This window comes from Thermobifida fusca YX (genome assembly GCF_000012405.1).
GTDB classification, from domain to species: domain Bacteria; phylum Actinomycetota; class Actinomycetes; order Streptosporangiales; family Streptosporangiaceae; genus Thermobifida; species Thermobifida fusca.
The window spans coordinates 433,878-454,539 of the sequence record NC_007333.1 but is presented as its reverse complement, the minus strand read 5'-3'; the positions used below and the strand labels follow the sequence as shown (position 1 = coordinate 454,539).

General features: G+C 65.4%; 16 protein-coding genes. 8 read left to right on the top strand and 8 right to left on the bottom strand.

Annotated features, from left to right (window positions below):
* Positions 1-44: 44 nt before the first annotated feature.
* The 4 genes from fxsT to TFU_RS01985 are packed head-to-tail and all read right to left on the bottom strand — an operon-like array spanning position 45 to position 8,255.
* Positions 45-4,616: an FxSxx-COOH system tetratricopeptide repeat protein gene (gene fxsT / locus TFU_RS02000; RefSeq protein WP_011290850.1), complete on the bottom strand. Its 4,572-nt coding sequence runs from the start codon at positions 4,614-4,616 to the stop codon at positions 45-47.
* Entirely contained in the window at positions 4,613-5,770 is a 1,158-nt protein-coding gene (locus TFU_RS01995; protein ID WP_011290849.1) for an AAA family ATPase, read from the bottom strand. Before TFU_RS01995 ends, fxsT begins: the two co-directional genes overlap by 4 nt.
* A 29-nt stretch (positions 5,771-5,799) precedes the next feature.
* Positions 5,800-7,296 carry an effector-associated domain 2-containing protein gene (locus TFU_RS01990; RefSeq protein WP_370492369.1) on the bottom strand — a complete coding sequence of 499 codons (1,497 nt, stop codon included), beginning with the start codon at positions 7,294-7,296 and terminating at the stop codon, positions 5,800-5,802.
* A 2-nt stretch (positions 7,297-7,298) separates the two neighbouring features.
* On the bottom strand, positions 7,299-8,255 hold the full coding sequence (locus TFU_RS01985) for a trypsin-like peptidase domain-containing protein (RefSeq protein WP_011290847.1): 957 nt from the start codon (positions 8,253-8,255) through the stop codon (positions 7,299-7,301).
* Between the two features lie 294 nt (positions 8,256-8,549).
* Between TFU_RS01985 and TFU_RS01980 the strand changes: the two genes are divergently transcribed.
* Positions 8,550-9,668, top strand: a complete 1,119-nt coding sequence (locus TFU_RS01980; RefSeq protein ID WP_011290846.1) for a CaiB/BaiF CoA transferase family protein — start codon at positions 8,550-8,552, stop codon at positions 9,666-9,668.
* Here TFU_RS01980 and TFU_RS01975 read toward each other — a convergent pair whose 3' ends face one another.
* The gene (locus tag TFU_RS01975) at positions 9,669-10,589 is read right to left on the bottom strand and encodes a TatD family hydrolase (RefSeq protein ID WP_011290845.1); all 921 of its coding nucleotides are present in this window, start codon (positions 10,587-10,589) and stop codon (positions 9,669-9,671) included. It lies immediately after the preceding gene.
* Positions 10,590-10,700: 111 nt separating this feature from the next.
* On the opposite strand from TFU_RS01975, the gene TFU_RS01970 reads away from it, so the two are divergent.
* The 4 genes from TFU_RS01970 to TFU_RS01955 all read left to right on the top strand — a co-directional run bounded on the left by TFU_RS01970 (position 10,701) and on the right by TFU_RS01955 (position 15,559).
* Entirely contained in the window at positions 10,701-11,783 is a 1,083-nt protein-coding gene (locus tag TFU_RS01970) for an AAA family ATPase (protein ID WP_011290844.1), read from the top strand.
* Positions 11,784-12,140: 357 nt separating this feature from the next.
* Positions 12,141-12,701: a flavoprotein gene (locus TFU_RS01965; RefSeq protein WP_011290843.1), complete on the top strand. Its 561-nt coding sequence runs from the start codon at positions 12,141-12,143 to the stop codon at positions 12,699-12,701.
* Positions 12,702-13,045: 344 nt separating this feature from the next.
* A complete protein-coding gene (locus TFU_RS01960) occupies positions 13,046-14,512 on the top strand; it encodes a tetratricopeptide repeat protein (RefSeq protein ID WP_011290842.1) in 1,467 nt (488 codons plus the stop codon).
* A gap of 783 nt (positions 14,513-15,295) precedes the next feature.
* Positions 15,296-15,559: a hypothetical protein gene (locus TFU_RS01955; protein WP_011290841.1), complete on the top strand. Its 264-nt coding sequence runs from the start codon at positions 15,296-15,298 to the stop codon at positions 15,557-15,559.
* Between the two features lie 207 nt (positions 15,560-15,766).
* Here the strand turns inward: TFU_RS01955 and TFU_RS15680 are convergent, their stop codons facing one another.
* Positions 15,767-15,958: a DUF397 domain-containing protein gene (locus TFU_RS15680; RefSeq protein WP_011290840.1), complete on the bottom strand. Its 192-nt coding sequence runs from the start codon at positions 15,956-15,958 to the stop codon at positions 15,767-15,769.
* 28 nt (positions 15,959-15,986) lie between these two features.
* A complete protein-coding gene (locus TFU_RS01950; protein WP_011290839.1) occupies positions 15,987-16,832 on the bottom strand; it encodes a helix-turn-helix domain-containing protein in 846 nt (281 codons plus the stop codon).
* A 265-nt stretch (positions 16,833-17,097) separates the two neighbouring features.
* On the opposite strand from TFU_RS01950, the gene TFU_RS01945 reads away from it, so the two are divergent.
* Both TFU_RS01945 and TFU_RS01940 read left to right on the top strand, forming a co-directional pair.
* Complete coding sequence (locus TFU_RS01945) at positions 17,098-17,412, top strand: ATP-binding protein (RefSeq protein WP_370492365.1); 315 nt, start codon at positions 17,098-17,100, stop codon at positions 17,410-17,412.
* 165 nt (positions 17,413-17,577) lie between these two features.
* Complete coding sequence (locus tag TFU_RS01940; protein WP_011290837.1) at positions 17,578-18,012, top strand: hypothetical protein; 435 nt, start codon at positions 17,578-17,580, stop codon at positions 18,010-18,012.
* Between the two features lie 242 nt (positions 18,013-18,254).
* On the opposite strand, the gene metG is transcribed toward TFU_RS01940, so the two are convergent.
* Positions 18,255-20,075, bottom strand: coding sequence for a methionine--tRNA ligase (gene metG, locus TFU_RS01935; protein WP_011290836.1), 1,821 nt, complete (start codon positions 20,073-20,075; stop codon positions 18,255-18,257).
* A gap of 186 nt (positions 20,076-20,261) precedes the next feature.
* On the opposite strand from metG, the gene TFU_RS01930 reads away from it, so the two are divergent.
* Positions 20,262-20,648 carry a hypothetical protein gene (locus TFU_RS01930; protein WP_011290835.1) on the top strand — a complete coding sequence of 129 codons (387 nt, stop codon included), beginning with the start codon at positions 20,262-20,264 and terminating at the stop codon, positions 20,646-20,648.
* Positions 20,649-20,662: the final 14 nt, after the last annotated feature.

Sequence of the window (20,662 nt, the reverse complement as noted above, 5' to 3'; positions counted from 1 at the left end):
GATTTTTCTGTCCTCGTTACCTTGCATTCTGCTGTGACGAGCTGTCACAGGTTATTGAGGTGAAGGTCAGCGTTTCCCCGCTCTCTCCGACGCATTGACAGTGTCGCGGGATGTTGATCCCCCATGACCTCGGCATACAACCGTTCGACGGCGGCAATCTCCTCTGCCACGTCCTCGTTCATGGCTTTGCGGCCAAGGACGAGGTTGCGCCGGGCCAACAGGGTGAGGGGGTGCCGCTCGGAGAGGGCTCTCCGGCAGCGTGCCAGCGTCTCCGTGTCGCGCCGCACCGACTCAGCGACATCATCGAGGCCAAAGAAATCGCTGGCCAGATTGAGCGCGCTGGAAAGTGTGCTGGTGTGGTACTCCCCGAGCCGGTCCGTGAGCACCTGCAACGCCCGCTCATCGATCACCCGGGCTTCCTCAGTTCTGCCCATCTGGCGTAGGACCACCGCCCGGTTGACGTTGATCGCGGCGACATGGGGGTGGTCTTCGCCGAGGAGTTCGGCGCAACGGCGATACGCCTTCTCCACGAGGTCCAGAGCTTCGTGATAGCGGTTGACTGACCGCAGGGCTGCGGCGTGGTTGGCAGCCGCAACCACCGCAATCATGCTGTCTTCACCGAACCGGTCTTTTGTTTCTCGCCAGACCTCCCCGGAGATCTTGACCGCCCGCTCCAGGTTTCCGGTACGGCGAAGTACGGCAGCGAGAGCTGCCATATTCTCCAGCGTGCCCCGATGGTTGATGCCGAAAAGCGAATAGATCCGCTCAGTGTTGTCTTCCTGGTACCGCAGCGCCTTAAAGTAGTCCCCGGCCTCCATGAGGGAGCCCGCGTATCCGTCGACAGCCGCCAATGTAGAGGGATTATTGGGCCCTAGGATCATCTCGTTGGTCTGGTAGATCTCCCAGAAGAGGTCGGCGGCTCTCCGATGGTCTCCGGCGAGCAGGAGGGCGTAGGCGTAGACGTGGGAGGCGGAGATCGTCTCCGGGTCGTCCGGTCCCAGGATCCGCCGGTAGCGGTCCCGGGTGTCGCGGGCAAGTTCCACCGAGTCATGGAACCGTCCCGCATACCGCAGGTCGCGCACGAACTCGAGGCTGGCCTCCAGCGCCTCTTCTGAATCCGGCCCGTGCTGCTCGGTGAGGATACGCAGCACCCGTTCGCACAGTTCGTAAGCGCGTTTCCGCTCCCCTAGGTTGCGCAGGGCCCGCACCAGGTAAAGCTCTGCCCGCAACGTCTCCGGGGCGGTCTTCCCCAGCTTTTCTCGCCAGACCGACAGCGTGGCCTCCGCCAGCTGTTTGCTGTCACTGTGCTCTCCCCGCAGGTCAGTGACGTAGATCTCTTGGAGGACAAGTCGACGCACCCACGAATCAGTGCAGTCCCACGCCTCGGTCGCCCACACGTGGGGAAGTAGCTGGGCGTAACGGATTCGGGCCCCAGGAGATGAGGTGTCCTGCGGGTCGTTCTTGGCGAGCAGCAGGTGGGCGCAGTGTCGCCGCTGTTCTTGATCGTCCGCGGTCAGCGGAACACGCAACGCTTGCTGGACCAACCGGTGCACTTGGACGGTACGGGTCCGGTGGTTGAGCACCGCCAGTCCATAGCGGCCGATGTCACTGAAGGCGCGGTGGAGCTTGTTGGGTTCCTGTAGCGCGGCCTCCAGCTCAGGAGGTGCCGCCACGTCCTGCGCGTGGCGGAAGAGGGACCGGGGAATCGGCGCGGTAGAGAAGAACGAGCAGACCTGAAGCAGTTGCAGCGCCGCCGGATTGGTGACGGCGAGCCGGTCCAGGGAGACGTTCAGCGCGGTGATCACCGTCTCCGGGTAGTCGGGGTCGGCGGGCGCAAACATCGGCGCCAACTGGGCTTGCTTGTCCCGGTAGAACTCCAGGTATTCGGCGATGGTGGTGGCGCTGTCGTTCATCCACGCCGCTGCCTGACGCAGGGCGATCGGCATGTGGCCGAGTTCTTCGGCGAGTTCCGCTGCTTCGTGTTTGCTGAAGCCCACGAGCCCGCACTTACTGAGGAGCGCAACACTCTCCTGCAGGCTGAAGACTTCCACGGGAAGCGTCTTGAAGTAGCCTCCCTCCGGCCAGGTGAGGTTGCGTGTCGTGATGATGACGTGCCCCGGGCCGGCGATCGGCAGGTAGCGCATGATGTCGTCGGGCTGCCGGACGTCGTCGAAGATGAGCAGCCACCGGGACCGGGGCTTTCCTCTGCGCAGCGCCTCGCGCACCGAGTGGATCGTGCTGTTGATCGACGTGTTGTCGCGGAACACGTCGAGCTCCTGGGCGAGCAGGGTGTACGCCTCGTGGATCTGGTGGGTCTGCCCGCCACGCACCCACCAGACGAGGTCGTATTCGTCCCGGAAGCGGTACAGGTACTCCGTCGCCAACTGCGTCTTCCCGATCCCGGGCATGCCTTTGAGCACGCTGGGCGTCATCCGCCCTTCCTCGCTGGAGGACCGCAGTTGCTCCCGCAGGCGGAGGATCAGGTCGTCGCGGCCGGTGAACAGCGCGTTGCGCGGGGGGATGTCCCCGCCCCAGATCGCGGAAAGCGAGGTGTTTCTCCCCGCACCAATCCCCGTCGATCCACTACCACCCGGGAAGTTGTCAGATATCGAAACAGACCTCTGGGACATCATGCTGCTCTCATCACTCGCGGAATTCGAAGGTGTCTCAGTCGGATGCGGCGCGTGGGGGACACGTTCAGAGGCCGTTGTGCCGTGCTGGCCGGACGATCCGGGGACGAGAGGCCCGGTAGGGGCGATCTCCAGGAGAGTGTCGGACCAGTCGTCGGGGTGCCCAGCCCCCTGGTGGGCCAGCATCTGCTCTTTGATGCGGTACACGAGGCCGTGGTGGAGGTCGGCGAGGCCGATGCTCTCCAACGCGGGCAGGGTGTCCGCGGCGAGGCGGAGTGAGGTTTCGTCGAGCTCCGGCAGCTCCCCTACCGGGGAGTCGTCGAGGATGCGGCGCAGCAGCGCGAACCAGGGGTCGTAGCCGGCGAACTCGGCGGCAATGTCGGCGAGAGTGCGCCGGATCCGGGAGCGCCGCCCGCCAAGGGACAGCAGCGCTTCCCGGACTCCTCTCCGGTACTCCCACCGGATCCGCCGCTCCGGGGTGACCACCGGGGAGTCGACTTCGGTCACCAGCCCGCTGAAGAGCACTTCGATGAGTTCGGAGGGCTGCGGGTGCCCGGCGAACCGCTGGCATACCGCGGCGATGACGGGCTCGGTGAGCGGCACCGCGGCGAGGTCCACCGCGATCTGGAACGCGGTTTCGGAGGAGTCGCGGCGGAAGCGCCGCACTCTGGCTTCCGGGGTGGGGGCGGCGGTGGGCCGCTCCCCGGCGGCGTTCGCTGCGGTGTCTCCCGGCACGACCCGCAGCGCTCCCGCGTTGAGGGTGCGCTGCCGGGTGCCCATCACGAACCGGGCCCAGGCGTGGATCATTTCGGGCCGCGACGCCAGCACGGGCAGCACCACGGAGAGCGCGGAGTGCGGAAACTCCGGTTCGGGCAGGGGGAGCCCGTCCGGCCATTGGAAAGGGCGGGCAGTGTAGTGGCGGTTGGCGGGGGCGCGGCCGAGGTGCGCGGCAACGGTCAGCTCCATCGCGGCGGGCCGGATCCCGGTCCTGCTCCACTGCCGCGGGTCGAGGAGGTGGATGATCGCCACGGGCAGGCGTTGAGCGAGACAGCCGAGCCAGCTTTGCACGCTGCCGCGGGCCCATCCTTCACCGATTCCGTCACTGAGTACCACGGCGATGTGGATTCCGCCGGGGTCTTTCCCGCTGCTCGCGCCCCAGCCGGCGGCTGGGACGGGTGCGGGGTCGGCGGAGTCGGAGGTGAAGCGCTCCACCCGCACGCCCCGGAACACCCCGGAGGAGCGCACCAGGCCGATGAAGTCGTTGACCTGGTCCTGGTGGAAGAGCATGGAGACGCTCTCGTCGACGAGGACGGTCAACTGCACTCCGGGCCGGACGAAAGGGGCCCACTGCGGGGTTACGGCAACTGGCCGGTGCCCGCCTCCTGGGTGCGGGGAGGCCAGCAGGCGACGCGCATAGCCGCGCGCGGTCTCTTCCGCGTCGTAGGAGTGCTGCCACGGGTCGGTGGCGGCCAACCGGAACGGGCGCAGCGCCTGGTAGAGCGCGGAGCGGTGCAGCAGCGGGGAAGGGTGGGGGCGCAGCGCGCCGGAGGGGGGCGCGGGTGCCGGGGGAAGGCGGGGCGGTTCGGTGCCCGCAGTTTTTTCTGCTGCGCCGAGGACGGCTGCGGACGGGTCCGTGCCGGGGCGCTGCGGCCCTGCTGCGGGGGCCGTGTCCTTGCCACCGCTAGGACGGGCCAACAGGGCGCCCCGCACCCGATGACGGCGCCGCTTTGGGTCATGACGCTGCTGGCTGGGACGGGCCAACAGGGCGCCCCGCACCCGGCTGGGCGCATACAGCGCCGTGTCCTTGCCACCGCTGGGACGGGCCGGGGGGTGCTGTGCGGTGTGCTGCTGCCACGCTGCGAGGTAGACCGCGTCGGCGAGTTCCCGCCCGGTGAGTGCCGGGGGCGCTTCACGGTATGCCGGAGCCGCCCCGGGGCTGCGGGGGTCGGGGCCCTGGGGCGTTTCGTGGCTGCGGCGTGACGTCATCCGTGGGTGTCCGTGAGTCGGTGCCACACCATTTCCGCGAGCTCCTGCAGGAACTCGGGGGTGGGTTCGCTGGTCTTGGCGTCGATGACCGTGGTCAGGTAGACCGCGTTGAGGAGCTGGTCGATAGCCAGGGGGGAGCCTTCCGCGATGCGGCGCACGAAGTCGGCGACGACTGCTGGGGTGGCGCTGGGCAGGTTCCCGGAGAAGTGGGCGGCCACGATTCCCGCGAGTTCCTCTTTGCTGGGGTGGGTGAGGCGCAGCGGAATGCACTGGCGGAGGAATTCGGGCGGGAAGGGGTGGTCTTCGTGTGCGGTGATGACGACGACAGGGAGCTGGGAGCAGCGGACTTCTCCGTTGACGATGGTCGCGGTCCGTTGCGGGTCGTCGATCGGAACGGAGATCTGCGGCTCCACTGAGCTGAGCCGGGCGAGTTCGGGAATCGTGTAGCGGCCGCGTTCCAGCAGGTCGAGCAGGTCTCCGAGCAGGTCGTAGTCGCCGTTGTCGAGCCCGTCGATGAGCAGGACGCGCGGCAGGCGGTGCGGCAGGAACGCGGTGCCGAGCGGACCGATCCGCAGGTAGTGTCCGATCCGCTGGGCGCTGCTGCGCACCAGGTCTGCGGCAGCGGGGGCGGGGCCGCTGGTGTCCCGGGTTCCGCCGTGCAGGTTTTCCAGGTTGAGGTCGTGGATCTGCGCGAGCGGATCGTAGTCGTAGAGGCCGGAGCGGAGCGTGCTGCGGCTGTTGACGGTCCACCGCAGCACCCGTCCTAAGCCGAGTTCCCGGGCGATCTGGTCGGCGAGCACGGATTTGCCGACCCCGGGAGGACCGGTGACGAGTAGGGGACGCCGCAGGTAGAGGGCGGCGTTGATGGTGGCGAGGCGTTCCCGGCGGGCGGGGGTGAGCGGGCTGCCTAGCACGGAGAGTTCGGGTTGGGCACCGAGCACCCATCCGGCTTCGTCATCGTCGTAGGGGGGTGCTTCGAGGGCGTCGGTCGGGGCGGTGGTCCGCCGGGTACGCCAGGGCGGGGGCGGGGGCAGTTGGGCGGCGAGGTCGAGGTGCGGCCGCGGAGTGCCCGTCCCGTGGAAAATCCACCAGCGCGGAGCTTCCTCCTGTGGAGAGGAGAATGTTCCGGAAGGGGGAGTTTGTGACGCGGCCATTTGTTGTGCCCCTTGTCCGATCTCCAGGTCTATCGAATGTTGCCGCCGGAGAGCACCTGCCTCTGTTCCCGGGGTTTCGGCTGGTAGTCGTGGTAGATGACGGACAGGTCGTAGCTTTGTCGCGACCTGTTCCGCATCTCTGCTGTACCCCGGTTGATTCGGGAGAGATACAGGTTCTTGGTTAGATTCTTGATACCCCTCTCCAGCCCGTTCATCTCCTGTTTTCCGCTGGCCATTTCCTCTTCACCTCGGAGGATGGACAGGAAATGAGCCTCGGGGTTGCCATTCTTCCCCATCCACCGCCACGCCACCACCGGAACTCCGCAGATCACGGCAGCGTACACCTGGCGCTGCCAGTCGACCCCAGGAAGCGCATAGGCGACGAAAGCCACAATAGCCTCGTTGCCGAGATAATTCGCCACATTCTCCCAGCCCTCTTCCAGCACAGTTGAGGAGCTGCCGACGCGGCCTCGTCCTTCGTGCAGATTCTGCCAGCGCCGCTGGCATATCCGCTGTGCTCGGGGGTCGCGCGCGAATTCTTCGCTTCTAATGATGATCTCGTATTGGGAGCCCAGGCTCGGCGCGGGCGCGTCCTCGTGAAGCTCCAGCGGCCAATTTTGGACAACAAACCTGAAAAGTAGCGAAAACGGAAATATAAACTCCAATCGGAGTTTTCCGTGGTCAGCGGCCTGCTGGCTTTCCGCCCAAATGATCAGCTCGGAGATCCGCCGCGGCAGCTCCTCCTCCGTCACCTCGGTCAACGCCTCGGCCTCGCACACGTCCATCCAGTCGTCGTCCGGATCCGTCACCAGCCGGTAGGCGACCGAGAGCCGCTCAAGATTCCCCAAGTCGTAGCCGATCTTGATGATGAGCCGCGGCGGAGGAAGCGGCCGGAACGGCTCCCCGCCGCCCCACCCGGAGCGCTTCACTACCGTCGCATGCCGCTGGTCCGCGCCCCACTCCGCCACCGCCCGAACCAGCTCCGCACGGCCCGTGTACTCCGCGAGAAGCTGCAGGAACCGCTCCCCGGGATCCTCCCCCCGCGGGCCGAGCGTGGCCTCTTTCAAATCGAGGAACGCCTCCCACGCGTTACGCGGGGACGGCGCCTCGATCTGCTCCGGGGGCAGCGGCACCACCCGCTGACAGAGCAGGTCGACCTGGTCGTCGTAGGGCACCTCACGCAGCGCTTTGCGGAGCTGCTCCCACGTGTCCCGTTCCCGCCCCTGCCCGCTGAGCTCCCACTCTTCCGCTTCCAGCAGCCCCTCAGCCAGCTCGCACACCTGCATCGCCGGCTTGGAGTCGTTCTCCAAGCAGCGGAGCCAGCGCAGCATCACCCCGAGCCGCTGCTGGTCGCAGCACTGGATGACCAGGGAAAGCGCAAACCCGTACGGGTCTCCTGCCACGCTGAGCCGGGCCCGCACATCCGCGGGCAGGCAAAGCCAGAACCGCTGGCGCGCATCCTCCTCGTACACCGACCTGACCCGCCACAGCGCGTTCGCGAGTCGTTCATGGGCGCGACTGACCATCGTCACCGCTCGCCCAGCGCTTCCGCCGCCTCCCGTACCTGACGCATCTGCCGGCTCCCCTCCTCCACCATTGCAAGCGTGTCCAGCACCTCTCCCAGCAGCCCGTAGTCCCGCGCCACGTCGACGAGGTCAAAAGCGAAAAACAAGGGCGCCCGGCCGACGTGGATACGTTTCCGAATCCGCTCGTCCAGCAGGGCGCACCAGCTTTTCCGGGCTTCCGGGTCGGCAATCGTCGGCGTGCTCGCCAACGCCTCCGCCAAACGGTGCACGAGACGCGGACTGTCCGGTTCGCGACTGGGCGGCTGCGCCGCGGAACGGTCGCCCCACACGCGGGGGACCGCCTCGATGGGGATCAGCCACCCGCTCGCCCCCAGCCCGCGGTCGTCGCGCATCGCATCGCAAACGATGCCGATCAGCGCCCCGCCAGGGTGCTCGCGCACCCCGCTGCCGCTGAACCCGTGCACCACGCGGGCCGTAGTCGACGAGGTGACGTCGAACTGCACGTATTCGAACCGGCGTCCCCCGCCGTGCCCGACAAGGACCGCCCGGGACCACACCCCGGCGGGCACGGCCTCATGCGAGAACCCCACCATGCTCACCGCACGCCCCGGCTCGCTGCCGCACAGGCGCATCTCGGGCGGATCCGCCGGGGCAGGCCGGTCGAGCAGCAGGACCGCCGCATCCCACGGGGAACGGTCCGCGAACCAGCCGTCGTCGAGGACGGTCGCGGTCGCCTGCCAGGATCCGCCGCCGCGGGGCGCGTCCACGGTGACCGGTTCACGCGGGCGCGGCGTGTCCTCCTCCGCCCAGGGAAGCCCCAGGGCCGTGCAGACCACGTGGGCGCAGGTGAGCACGTGGCGCGGGGAGACGAGGACTCCGGCGCCCGCCGTACCGCCCTGGGACGTCCGGATACGCAACTGCCAGTCGGGAACGGGCGATACCGCGGGGGGACCGGACACCGTAATGGTTCTCCTTCTGCACGGGCGCGGATCGACAGAAGAAATCGACCGTAAGACTTACCTTTCCGGAAAACGGTTCCATTATGAAAAAATTCTGCTTTCGCGGGCAGCGCCCTCCCGGTCCCCGATCATTTCTGAACAGCGGGTGCGCACGCCTGACCGGATTCATGTCGGCATTCCGTTTCTTTGACCCGCGCCCGATGCTCCCCAGGACCGCCCCGTGCCGCACCCCGGCAGAAACCGCCAGAATGGGACGATACGCCGGGTTTGTCGTGGCACTTCGGAGGCTGTCGCATGGGACCACTCAGCGGAATCCGCGTGGTGGAGTTCGCGGGCATCGGGCCGGGGCCGATGGCTGCCATGCTCCTCGCTGACCTGGGGGCCAGTGTGATCCGGGTGGACCGTCCCGGCTCGCCCATCCTCGCCCCGGGCGCCCAGCGGCCGCAGATGAGCGCGGGACGCCCCGTCCTGGAAGCGAACTTGAAGTCCGAAAAAGACCTGGCCCGGGTCCGTGCCGTGGTCGCCGCCGCCGACGTCCTCCTGGAAGGGTTCCGCCCCGGGGTCATGGAACGGCTCGGTCTAGGCCCTGACGAGTGCCTGGCCGCCAACCCGCGGCTGGTGTACGCGCGGATGACCGGCTGGGGGCAGGACGGGCCGCTCGCCCGCCGCGCCGGACACGACATGAACTACATCTCGCTGACCGGGGCCCTGCACAGTGTGGGCCGCCGCGGACAGGCCCCGGTGCCGCCCGTCAACCTGGTTGGTGACTTCGGCGGCGGCAGCATGTTCGTGGTGACCGGGATCCTCGCCGCCCTGCTGGAACGGGAACGCTCCGGGAAAGGCCAAGTGGTGGACGCGGCCATGGTGGACGGCAGCGCCGTGCTCATGTCGATGATGTACGAGGACCTCGCCCAAGGGCTGTGGCGCGACGAGCGGGGCGTCAACTATTTGGACACGGGCGCGCCGTTCTACGACGTCTACGAATGCGCCGACCACCGCTACCTGGCCGTGGCCTGCCTGGAACCGCAGTTCTACGCGGTCTTCCTCGACAAGCTCGGCCTGGACCCGGCAGAACTCCCCCACCAGTGGGACCCGTCCGGCTGGCCGGTGCTGCGGGAACGGTTCGCGGACGTGCTGCGCACCCGCACCCGGGACGAGTGGGCGGAAGTCTTCGCCGACACGGACGCGTGCGTCTCCCCCGTGCTGAGCATGACCGAAGCCGCCGACCACCCGCACATCAAAGCCCGCGGGTCGCTGGTGCGCGACGGCGACGTCATCTACCCGGGACCAGCACCCCGGTTCAGCCGCACCCCTGCTCGCAGCACGCGGGCACCCCACACCCCCACCCCGGACGTGGCACAAGTCCTGGCGGAGTGGGGGGTGGACGACAATCCGGAGCCCGAAGACTCGTGATCAGGGCAGGGCGAAGGCGCGCCGCGCGTTGGCAGCGACCGTCTCGGCCAGCTCGTCTTCAGCCATGCCTTTGAGCTCGGCGAGGGCACGCAGCGTGTGCGGAATAAGGTAGGGCGCGTTGGGACGGCCCCGATGCGGTTTCGGGGTGAGGAACGGCGCATCCGTCTCCACGAGCAGCAGCTCCAGGGGAACCACCGCGGCAGCGTCCCGCAACTGCTGGGCACTGCCGAAGGTGACGTTGCCCGCGAAACTCATGTAGTAGCCGCGGTCCGCGCAGAGTTTCGCCATGGCGGCATCACCGGAGAAACAGTGGAACACCACCCGCTCCGGAGCGCCTGCGTCTTCCAGCACCCGCAGCACGTCCTCGTGGGCGTCCCGATCGTGGATCATCAGCGCTTTGCCGTGCCGTTGCGCGATGGCAATGTGCGCGCGGAACGACCGTTCCTGGATGTCGAACCCTTCCGGGCCAGTGCGGTAGCAGTCGAGCCCGGTCTCGCCGATCGCGCACACTTTCTCGTGGGCAGCGAGCGCGTCGATCTCGGCGAGCGCTTCTTCGAGCGCGGCCTCACCCCCGGCGGGGCGGGCCGGTTCCCACTCGGTGGCTTCGTCTTCAGGGACGCCGTGCACGATCCGCGGAGCCTCGTTGGGGTGCAAGGCCACGGCCGCCCACACCGTGTCATGCTCGGCAGCGGCCTGCACCGCCCACCGCGACCCGGCCACGTCACAGCCGACCTGGATGATCGGGGTCACCCCCACCGACGCGGCCTTGGCCACGATCTCCGCGACGTCGCCGCCCTGCATGTCCATGTGGGTGTGGCAGTCCGGCACCGCCACCCGCAGCGGTTCGGGAAGCGGCGGCGGCTCGGTGCGGGCCCGGTCCCGCTTTTCTCGCTGGCGCCTGCTCTTACTCACGGAAAGCAAGTCTAGGGAAGAGCGGATTCCCCCCGCCCAACCCGGGTAATCGGAAAAGCCCTACGAAACGCGCCTATCCTGACGTAGTAGGTTTCTTTCTCTCCGTGCTCGGAGCGTTTCTTGTACGTCGCAGAGTTGGCGGTCTCCGGTATCCGCGGGTTTTACGGCGCACGCAGCGTCGAGTTGGGGTTCACCCGCCCCGACGGTGCCCACGCGGGCTGGACGGTGCTGGCCGGACCGAATGGGGCGGGGAAGACCACTCTGCTGCGCGCCCTAGCCCTGGCTTTGGTGGGGCCGTCGGTGGGTCGCGCGCTGATGTCGGATTTCCGCGGCTGGCTGTCGCGGGGGGAAAGCGACGGCTGGGTGCGGGCCCGCCTCGTCCCAGACCCGCAGTGGGACCGGACCCCCCGGGGGCAGGACGTGCTGCGGGAGCCGTTCGAAGCCGAACTGTATTGGAGCGACTTCGGCGGGGCGCGGCCCCAGTTCCTCATCGAACCGGACCGGACCGTCCTGTTGGAGAACGGGCCGTGGGCAGAGCACCCGCACGGGTGGTTCGTGGTCGGCTATGGGCCGTTCCGGCGACTGGGCGGCCAGTGGTCGCGCCCGGGACGCCCCGTGCCGGTGCCGGGCGCGCTGTCGCGGCTGGCGAACCTGTTCGGGGAGGACGCGTCACTCGCTGAAGGGCTGCGGTGGCTGACCGGCGTGCACCTGGGCTGGCGGGAAGGCACCCATATCGTGCCCAGGTTCGTGCTGTCGCTGTTGGACGACGGTCTGCTGCCCAGTGGTTTCCGGATCGCCCGGCTGGACGGGGAAGGCCTGTGGATAGCCCACGGCGGCGAGGAGTTCCTGCTCGGCGAACTGGGGGACGGCCACCGGTTGATGGTGGCGCTCGTGGTGGACCTGGTGCGGCACGCTTTCGAAATGTACGGGGCGTCAGCGCTTGGCGAGCAGGGCGGCATGCCCGCGGTGGTCTGCCCCGGGGTGGTGCTCATCGACGAGGTGGAAGCGCATTTGCACGCGGGCTGGCAGCAGACGATCGGCGGCTGGCTGCGCCAGCACTTTCCCCGCATCCAGTTCGTGGTGACCACGCACAGCCCGTACATCTGCCGGGACGCTGACGAGGGCGGGCTGATCCGCCTGTCCGCAGTGGACCGCAACGAGCCACCCCAAGTGGTGTCCGCCCCCAAGGAGCTGGCGTCCTGAGCCGGGTCAGGGGCGGGTTTCTGCAGTGGCTGAAGCCCGCTCATTCTCAAAACCCGACGAGTCCAAAACAGCTCGGACGCTAAGGCGTGGTCTCACTTGGCTCAGGCAACCGTGGCGTGTCCATTCCGCACTGCCCAACGGTCTTCCGGACTTCACCTGCGGTCCTGCTACCGCGTCCGACGAAATCTGAGGCAGCCACGCCCTACCAGCTCCACCCCTAAGAAATACCTGATGGGGAACGGGAAGCAGAACCACCCGCTATTCCCAGGCAAACGAAGAAACGTTTCGTATTTCGCGGGAACGTGGTACTGCTGTCCGGTCTAGGTTTACTCGACACCAACGTGCTGGGATCTCTGCATGACTCAACGATCCACAACGCTCTACATCGTGGTGTGCGCTGCCGGAGCCGCCCCTGATGTCGGCACCCTCGTCAGCCTGGCCCAGGAAGAAGGCTGGACTGTCCAGATCATCGCCACCCCGTCCGCGGTCACCTTCATCGACAGCAGTGCTTTGGAAAAACAGACTGGCCGCCCGGTGCGCTCCACGCACCGCAAACCCGGCCAACCCCGCTCTCCCAAAGCTGGTGCCGTCATCGTCGCCCCAGCCACCTTCAACACCATCAACAAGCTCGCCCACGGGATCGCCGACAACTACGCTCTCAGCGTGGTGAACGAGGCCATTGGACTGGGCGTCCCCGTTGTCGTCCTGCCGTTCGTCAACTCCGCCTCCGCCGCCCGCTTGCCCTTCCAAAGAAGCGTGGAGTCCCTCCGCGACGAAGGGGTTGCCGTGCTTATCGGTCCAGGAAAATTCGAACCCCACCCGCCAGGATCTGGCGAAAAAGCCCGAGCAATTTTCCCTTGGGCATCCGCCCTCCACGCACTTCAAGAGATTCTTCAGAAGAAGAGTGTGACTTCCTGAAGAATCCGGGACCTAGAAACAGCTCCGACGGCAAGCTGTCCCAGACAGCACCGTGTTGCCCCATACCAGGGACTGCTCAGCACTCAAGACCTCCTCCCTCGATGAGCCCCAGGGCTTCGGTTCCCGCGACGTTTGATCTACTGAATCTTTCCTGTCTGCGGCTGAGCCCTCGGAACGGTCACACACCACAGCACCTCCCCCGGGTGCTGAGCAGTCCGTGTCTTCTATTCCTTCGAGGAAATCCATTACTTCCGGTTTGTTAGCTCCAGGAATCGAAATGGCGGTACGCTGCGTCTCACCCACCGAAGAAGGAATGGCGGTCCCAGGCAGCGAAGGTGCGGGGCGTGCTGCGGCGTGTAGTCGGGTTTTTTCTTATCGCCGCTGTTCTCTCGCTCGTCATGCAGGCTTTGAACCTGCTGTCTGTCTTCCAGATCGAGATACCGCTGATCATCGCCATCGCTGTCGGGGGTGCTGCGATTGCCGAGGTGGCCTTCCCCACGTGGCAGGCCCGCTTTGAACGCGAGTCTGCGCTCCGGGACGAGCAGGCTCGCGCGATCAGGGAAGGCTGTTTCACACTTCCTTCGGGCAAGCTGCCTCAAGTCCGCCAGCTCAGCGACCCCTTGGCGTGGGGCGTGCATCCCACTGCTGCGAGTAGTGGAAGTGATGTCGTGCCGTTTGTGCCTCGCGATGTCGACGAAGAGCTGCGAGCACAACTCACCAAGAACGCGTTTGTGCTCGTGGTGGGGGATTCCACCGCGGGTAAGAGTCGGTGTGCTTTTGAAGCCGTGCGTGCCGTGTTGCCCCGCCACACGCTCATCATCCCTACTGCCGTGGGAAGTATCGCTGCCACCCTGAAAGCTGCTGAGCGGTATTCCCGGCGCGTGCTGTGGCTTGATGACATTAACCGCTGGTTCGCCTCACCTGAGCTCACCCGAGAAGCGATTTCCCAGCTACTGACTCCTGGTAAAAGACGGCATCGCGTTGTCGTAGCCACACTGCGTGCTGCTGAGGCGGACAATTGGAGCACGATGCCTGAGGAGGCCACAGCCCTAGACACTTATCGGAAGGTCCAGGACTTGCTGAAGTTGGCTCGCCTCTTCCGCCTGGATCGTCTGTTTTCCCCTGCTGAACGGGAACGCGCTCGTGACTATGTCTCTGACGCGCGGATTGCCGACGCCCTTGAGCATGCCGATGAGTACGGTCTGGCCGAGTACTTGGCTAATGGCCCGCAGCGGTGGGAGGAGTGGCAAAACGCGTGGAGTGTCAACACCAATCCTCAGGCTCCCACGCACCCCCGCGGTGCTGCCCTGGTCGCTGCCGCCGTTGATCTACGCCGCGCAGGCTATGTATCCCCTATCCCTCGTGCTCTGTTGGAAGAGGTGCATGGCATCTATCTCGAACAGCGCGGTGGGGAACGGCTTAATCCTGAGCCCTTGGCACGCGCATGGAGGTGGGCGACCAGCCCACGCGAAGGCACCACGCGCCTGCTCACCCCGTACAGGGCTGAGCGTGTGGATGTGTTCGACTACCTGGTCGACGAAGTCCAACGCCGCACCCCTGCAGGCAACCACGTTCCCGATCAGGTAATCGTCACAGCGCTTGTATATGCTTCCGCAGCAGATGCGCGCTCTATCGGCACTACGGCATACGCCCAAGGCCGCTACCGACTAGCTGAACGCGCCTATCGCCAGGCATACAACGCAGATCTCACTGAGCACGGCCTAACCCACCCCGACACGCTCACCAGCCGAAACAACCTCGCCTCGGTACTGCGGGAATTGGGCCGACCAGACGAAGCAGAAGAAATCTAAATCTGGAGATTCCTATAGCACAGCTCTTCTTCCCTTGCAGGTGGTTTGCCCTATAGAGGCGGAAAGCTCCTGCACTCTGCTTCTCATTCACACTTGGTATACCATCAGGGTAGAGATCTCTGATATTCGCGAATTATCTAGTATCCGCACGCCATTTTGTTCTCCACCCATTCTGACACAAGAATGAGGAGCGGGCTGTACTTGTGGGATGTCACAACTCTAGAAAAAACTCTGTTACAGGAATTGACACTGGAATTGACGAGGACTTTGGTTGCAAGAAGTCTCCTGTCGGACCTTTCAGAGTGGGTTTCCCTTGGAACACCAAGTGGGATAGTGAGCGTCCATATCAACCAAGATAAGAGGCGGTAACACTCCTCAAATCCGGGTTAGATTCTGAGAGAATCGCTTGTTGCAGAATTGGCCGGATTCTTTGCTTAAAAATCCGCTATGGATTTTCTCGCTCACCTGCTTTGTCAGCTCTTCCTGAAAATTCTCTCTATTGAACCTCCTGGGCGAAGTTATCCGCAAAGCTGGTTTGTCGTTAGATACGGTCCCTTCCGAAGACTGAGCGAGAGCTCATCGAACTCCGGGCTTTCAAGCCTGGTCGCGCGAGTGACTACCCTGTTCCATGCCCATGCCTCGCTTTCTGGGGAGCGTGCAGCGGCTGAAACGGTATTTCCCCCGCAACCAGTTCATCGTGGCTACGCACAGCCCTTACCTCTACCAGAGCGCTGATCCAGGCGGTTTTATCCGACTACCAGACGTCACTGAAGAGGAACCGCCATGCGTAGTCTCCCGGGTCTTTACAAGCGCGTTGTCTCCGGCAGCAGTGATGACGCACTGCTCGCTGACCTGTTCGGTATTGATTCGCGCTACTCAGTGCAGGCCGAGGAGAAGCGGCAGCGCCTGGCCCAACTGGAATCTGCTGTGCCGAGAGGGGCAGCCACCCCTGAAGAGATAGACGAGTGCCACGGGGTGCAGCAGGCCGTGGCGAGTCCGTTCACTGCTCGTGTGGACGAAGCGGCGAGGCGGATCAGCCGAGCTTGACATGATGAGGAGTTTTGTCGTCCCAGGGCTGCTCTTCTGAGCTCTGTCTAGTGACAGCACTCAGCTCGGGTAGAAAACCTGGCTGAAAATACCGAGCTCACCGAATCGCTGTGTCACCGGCTAGCAGCGACACGCTCCCAAGCTGCCCTGGAGCGATAGCTACCAGGACCAGTGGATCACCACCTCTTAATAGCCAGGGCTACTTACTCAGAGTGCATCGCGTTTAGCAGCACTCAGGAACGCCGCCCACTCCATAACGGGAAACTCCAAGCGTCCCAGCTCTCGATGCTGACTGTCCCGGACCGCCGACAAACGCGGGACAACCGCAACCTCAACACAGTTGTTGCTACTGGGGTTGCTGTAGCTGGACTTCTTCCACTCGGCGAAGGTCAGGTCCACGGTCTACCTCTACCGTCCGGTTCAAGACTCAGGTGAGCAGCCGTTCGAGGAAGATACGCGAGTCTTCCACAGACATGGCACTTCCCTGAGTGCGACTAAAAATCAGCCTATAACGGGCGATCTCCTCATCAGTGTCCAGGTAGTAACCGTCTTTATGGCTTTCCAAGTAGACGACGCTGCCAGCGGCATCAGTGCCATCGAAACCAAGAATGGTGAAGGGGACACCGGCTGCTGCATGCGCCCCTGCACTGAAGGGGAGTATCTGGATATCGATGCGAGGTCGTTCTGAAAGCTCAAGCAGGTGTCTAACCTGGGCTTTCATCGTCTCGACACCACCGATCTGGCGGCGGATAGCCGCTTCATCGATGACTGCCATGACCATCGGTGGTTCTTCACGGTCCAGGACTGTCCTCTGCCGTTCAGCGCGAATCTCTAGGCGGCGTTGGACTTCCTCTTCCCCATGGATGTCAACCGAGGTGCGCATCAGAGCAGTAGCGTAGTCGCGAGTCTGAAGCAGCCCCGGCACAAGGGCAATGTTGTACTCCTGGATCAGGGTTGCTTCTGCCTCGAGGCCGAGAAAAGCACCGGGAAGCACATCCTTGTACCGGATCCACCAGGGCTTCTCCGCCCGGGAGTCTCTGGCGATTTGGATGAGCTCCTCTGCAACAGCCTTATCAGCCTTGTACACCTGGCATAACGCCATGATGTCTCCCGCTTTGAGCCTTTGGAAGTCTCCGGCTTCAAGGCGTTGAAGCTTGGCTCGGCTCCACCCCAGCGCCTTCCACACCTCGTCCTGGGAAAGTCCTGCCTCGCGTCGGAGCCGTTTCAACTGAATAACCAGGTAGCGCCGCCGGACGGGCATTCTCGCAACCATTGCACCTCCCCGATGGGCTTACCGCTCCACTCCTCTTAAAGCCGCCTCAAAATTCACATATAAGACTTTGATGCACATATATATGATGGACTCAATTTTTGAGGCTGCCTCATTTAATCTATGTATCAGTTAACCCGCGACTACTTAGTCGCCCAGCTCTCCCCTGGAGGTGTCCTGTACCGTCTGCTCGCCTGCCCTCAACACCACCCATGCCGCTCATACGCTGAGAGCCGCGGACCTATCCCGGTTCGCGTCAGCGGGGCAGATGCGTTCGCACCTCCACCGCGATCTGGCTGGGTTTCCCGCTGAACTGGTGGACGACGTGCAACTGTGCGCCAGCGAACTGTTCGCCAACGCGGTCAACCACACCGTCTCCGGTGCCCCTGGCGGCCAAGTCGTGCGCTCCCTGTCGCTTCCCGCAGCCGACCGGCTGCGTCTCGAAGTCACCGACAGCGGCCTGACCCCGCACCGGCCGCGCATTCCCGACCTGAGCGGCACCGCACGGTTCACCGCGGAACACCACCGCGGCCTGCTCCTCGTCTCCGCACTCGCCCTGGACTGGGGTACCGCCCCGCAGTAGCCCATCCCCCGTCAACCTGGGCTTAGTGGTCTGGGCTGACTTCGCCCTCGCCCCGGCTCAACTCCCGACCAGCCTTCCCGTGCCCATCCCCCACACGTAACCCCGGCTGTTCCAGCCCGCACTGTCCGCCCCCTCCCTGTCTGTCGAGAAAGGCGCCGCACCGCCATGCCTGCAACCTTCACGGAAAGCAATAATTTCGACACCGATCGAAACCAGGACGCCCGCTTGGCGGCCCTCATCCGCCAGCTCGCCGAGATACGCCCCGAGATCCTCCACCCGGCCGCGCCCACACCACAGCCTGCGTCCCGGCCTGCACCGCAGAGCACGGCGCGTCCCCCGCGGCCGCTCCGCCCGCACCCGACCGATCCGGCCTCGCCCCACCACATCACCTACCTGCGCGCCCTGTCCTGCGGCACGCACAAGCCCGGCCAGTACTGGCCCGCCCACGCCACCCAGGAGTACTACGCCCGCAAACTCCGCCTCTGGCTGCGCCGCCGCATCGCATACGCCGGCCACGATGCCAAACCCGCCATCACAGCGGCGCTCGCCTTCACCGCAGGCTGTCTGCTCACCCTGCTCGGCACCACAGTCCTGACGTGAGCGGCTCCCCCGCTCTCGCTGCGGGCACGGCGCGGCGATTTCCGCGAAACCCCTCACCCGCCGTCCAAGCAGCAAGTACAGTACGGCGTGCGCCCCGGTGCAGTCTCTGCTCGCAAGCTCCCCGGGGCACAGCTCTCTTCCACAGGCGAACCGAGTGGTCGCCCGCAATCCGACAACTCCCCTGACAGCCGAAGGGCGGCCCCGTGCGGGACCGCCCTCCTCACACTCCGGTCAGCTCACGCTCACGCCCCGGCTGCTGCTTCCAAACGGGCCAGCTCCTCGTCGACCACGGACTGGTCGAGCTTGCGGAACAGCGGCGTCGGCGGCTTCAGCGGGGTGCCCGGCACGATCGGAATCGACTCCCACCGCGCCTCGTTGTCCGCATAGTCGCCGGTGATCACCGGGTAGGTGGACACGCCCTCCTCACCGCCGATCGAGTCGGTGGCCTCCTCCAACCGCGGCATGCCCGTCCACGTTCCCGTGCCGCCCAACATCTCGTACACCTTGTTCGACGACGCGGGCAGGAACGGGGTGAGCAGCGTCTTCGCGTCGCTCACCAGTTGCAGGGCGACGTGCAGGACCGTCTCCATGCGCTTCGGATCGGTCTTCTTCAGCTTCCACGGCGCCTGCTCCGAGAAGTACTTGTTCGCCTCGGCGACCACGCGCATGGCTTCCTGGAGCGCCGCCTTGAACTGGGCCCGGTTCAACCGTTCCCCGACCGTGGCGAACGCGGCCTTCGACGCGTCCAGCACGGCGCGGTCCGCGTCGGTGAGTTCCCCGGCTTCGGGAATGTGGCCGATGTTCTTCGCCGCCATGGAAATCGACCGGTTCACCAGGTTGCCCCAAGTGGCGACCAGCTCGTCGTTGTTCCGGCGCACGAACTCGGCCCACGTGAAGTCAGTGTCCTGGGTCTCCGGGCCGGCCGCGATGATGTAGTAGCGCAGCGCGTCGGCGTCGTAGCGTTCCAGGAAGTCGCGCACGTAGATGACGACACGGCGTGACGAGGAGAACTTGCGTCCCTCCATGGTCAGAAACTCGCTGGACACCACCTCGGTGGGCAGGTTCAGCGCGCCCAGCGAGCCGGGCTCGCCTCCCTTGCTGCCCTTGCCGCTGTAGCCGAGCAGCATGGCAGGCCAGATCTCGGAGTGGAAGACGATGTTGTCCTTCCCCATGAAGTAGAAGGACTCGGCGTCGCTGTTCTGCCACCACTTGCGCCACGCCTCAGGGTCGCCGGTGCGTTTCGCCCATTCGATCGACGCCGACAGGTAGCCGATGACCGCGTCGAACCAGACGTAGAGGCGCTTGTTGGGCTGGTCGCGCCACCCCTCCAACGGGATCGGCACACCCCAGTCGAGGTCGCGGGTGATCGCCCGCGGCTGCAGTTCGTCGAGGAGGTTCAACGAAAACTTCAGCACGTTGGGCCGCCACTCGCCCCCCTTGCTCTTCAGCCATTCGCTGAGCTGCTCGGCGAACGCGGGCAGGTCGAGCATGAAGTGCTCGGTGTCGACGAACTCGGGGGTCTCCCCGTTGATCTTCGACCGGGGGTTGATCAGGTCGGTCGGGTCGAGCTGTTTGCCGCAGTTGTCGCACTGGTCGCCGCGTGCCCCGTCATAACCGCAGATCGGGCAGGTACCTTCGACATAGCGGTCGGGCAGAGTGCGGCCCGTGGACGGCGAGATCGCGCCCTTGGTGGTCTTGCTGAAGATGTAGCCGTTGCGGTACAGGCCGGTGAACAGCTCCTGCACCACTGCGTAGTGGTTGGCGGTGGTGGTCCGCGTGAACAGGTCGTAGGAGAGGCCGAGCGCGACGAGGTCTTCGGCGATGATCCGGTTGTACCGATCCGCGAGCTCCCGAGCGCTCACCCCTTCCTGGTCAGCGAGTACCTGGATGGGTGTTCCGTGTTCGTCTGTGCCACTGACCATCAGCACGTTGTTGCCGGACATTCGCTGGAAGCGCGCGAAGACGTCGGAGGGGACCCCGAACCCGGAAACGTGGCCGATGTGGCGGGGGCCGTTCGCGTAGGGCCAGGCCACCGCGGTCAGAATGTGGCGTTTCGACGACATGGTTTAAGCCTAGAGCCAACCCGGACCGGCTTCATCCAGTTTCTTCCCCGAAAACTACTGCGTGTCTGGGTCTCCCAACCGAAACATCCTCTTATGGGACCTCGACTGCCCATCTCTTTTCTTCTGACACACAGATAAGGTGTGTGTCCGTAATCTCACTGTCCGTTCGCTGCGCACTGGAAGAAGGTGGTCACCACGGTCTCCCGTGTCTTGGCCGTGCTTCTGGCCGTGCTGCTGGCGTTCGGGCAGTCCCTCACGGAGCAGCAGGAGCCGCCGCCCCGGCCCGAGCCCACGCCGTCCACGGTGGTCGCCACCGCCAAACCGTGGCCGCACGCGGTGGTCAAACCCGCGACGAACTCCACGACCATCGCTTTAGTGCTGGCCTACGGGCAGCGCAAGCAGAGCGCACCCCCGCGCGACCTGCCCGACGGGTACGTGCCGTTCCCGGTCGCGGTGCCCGCGCCGGGTGACGCGTGGCGGTTCTCCCCGCGGACGAGCGGCCCCGGCCTGCTGCCCGACACCCACGTGGACCTGCCGTGGGGACGAGCCCCGCCTTTCACGGCGCTCAGTTGAGCATCCACGACAGC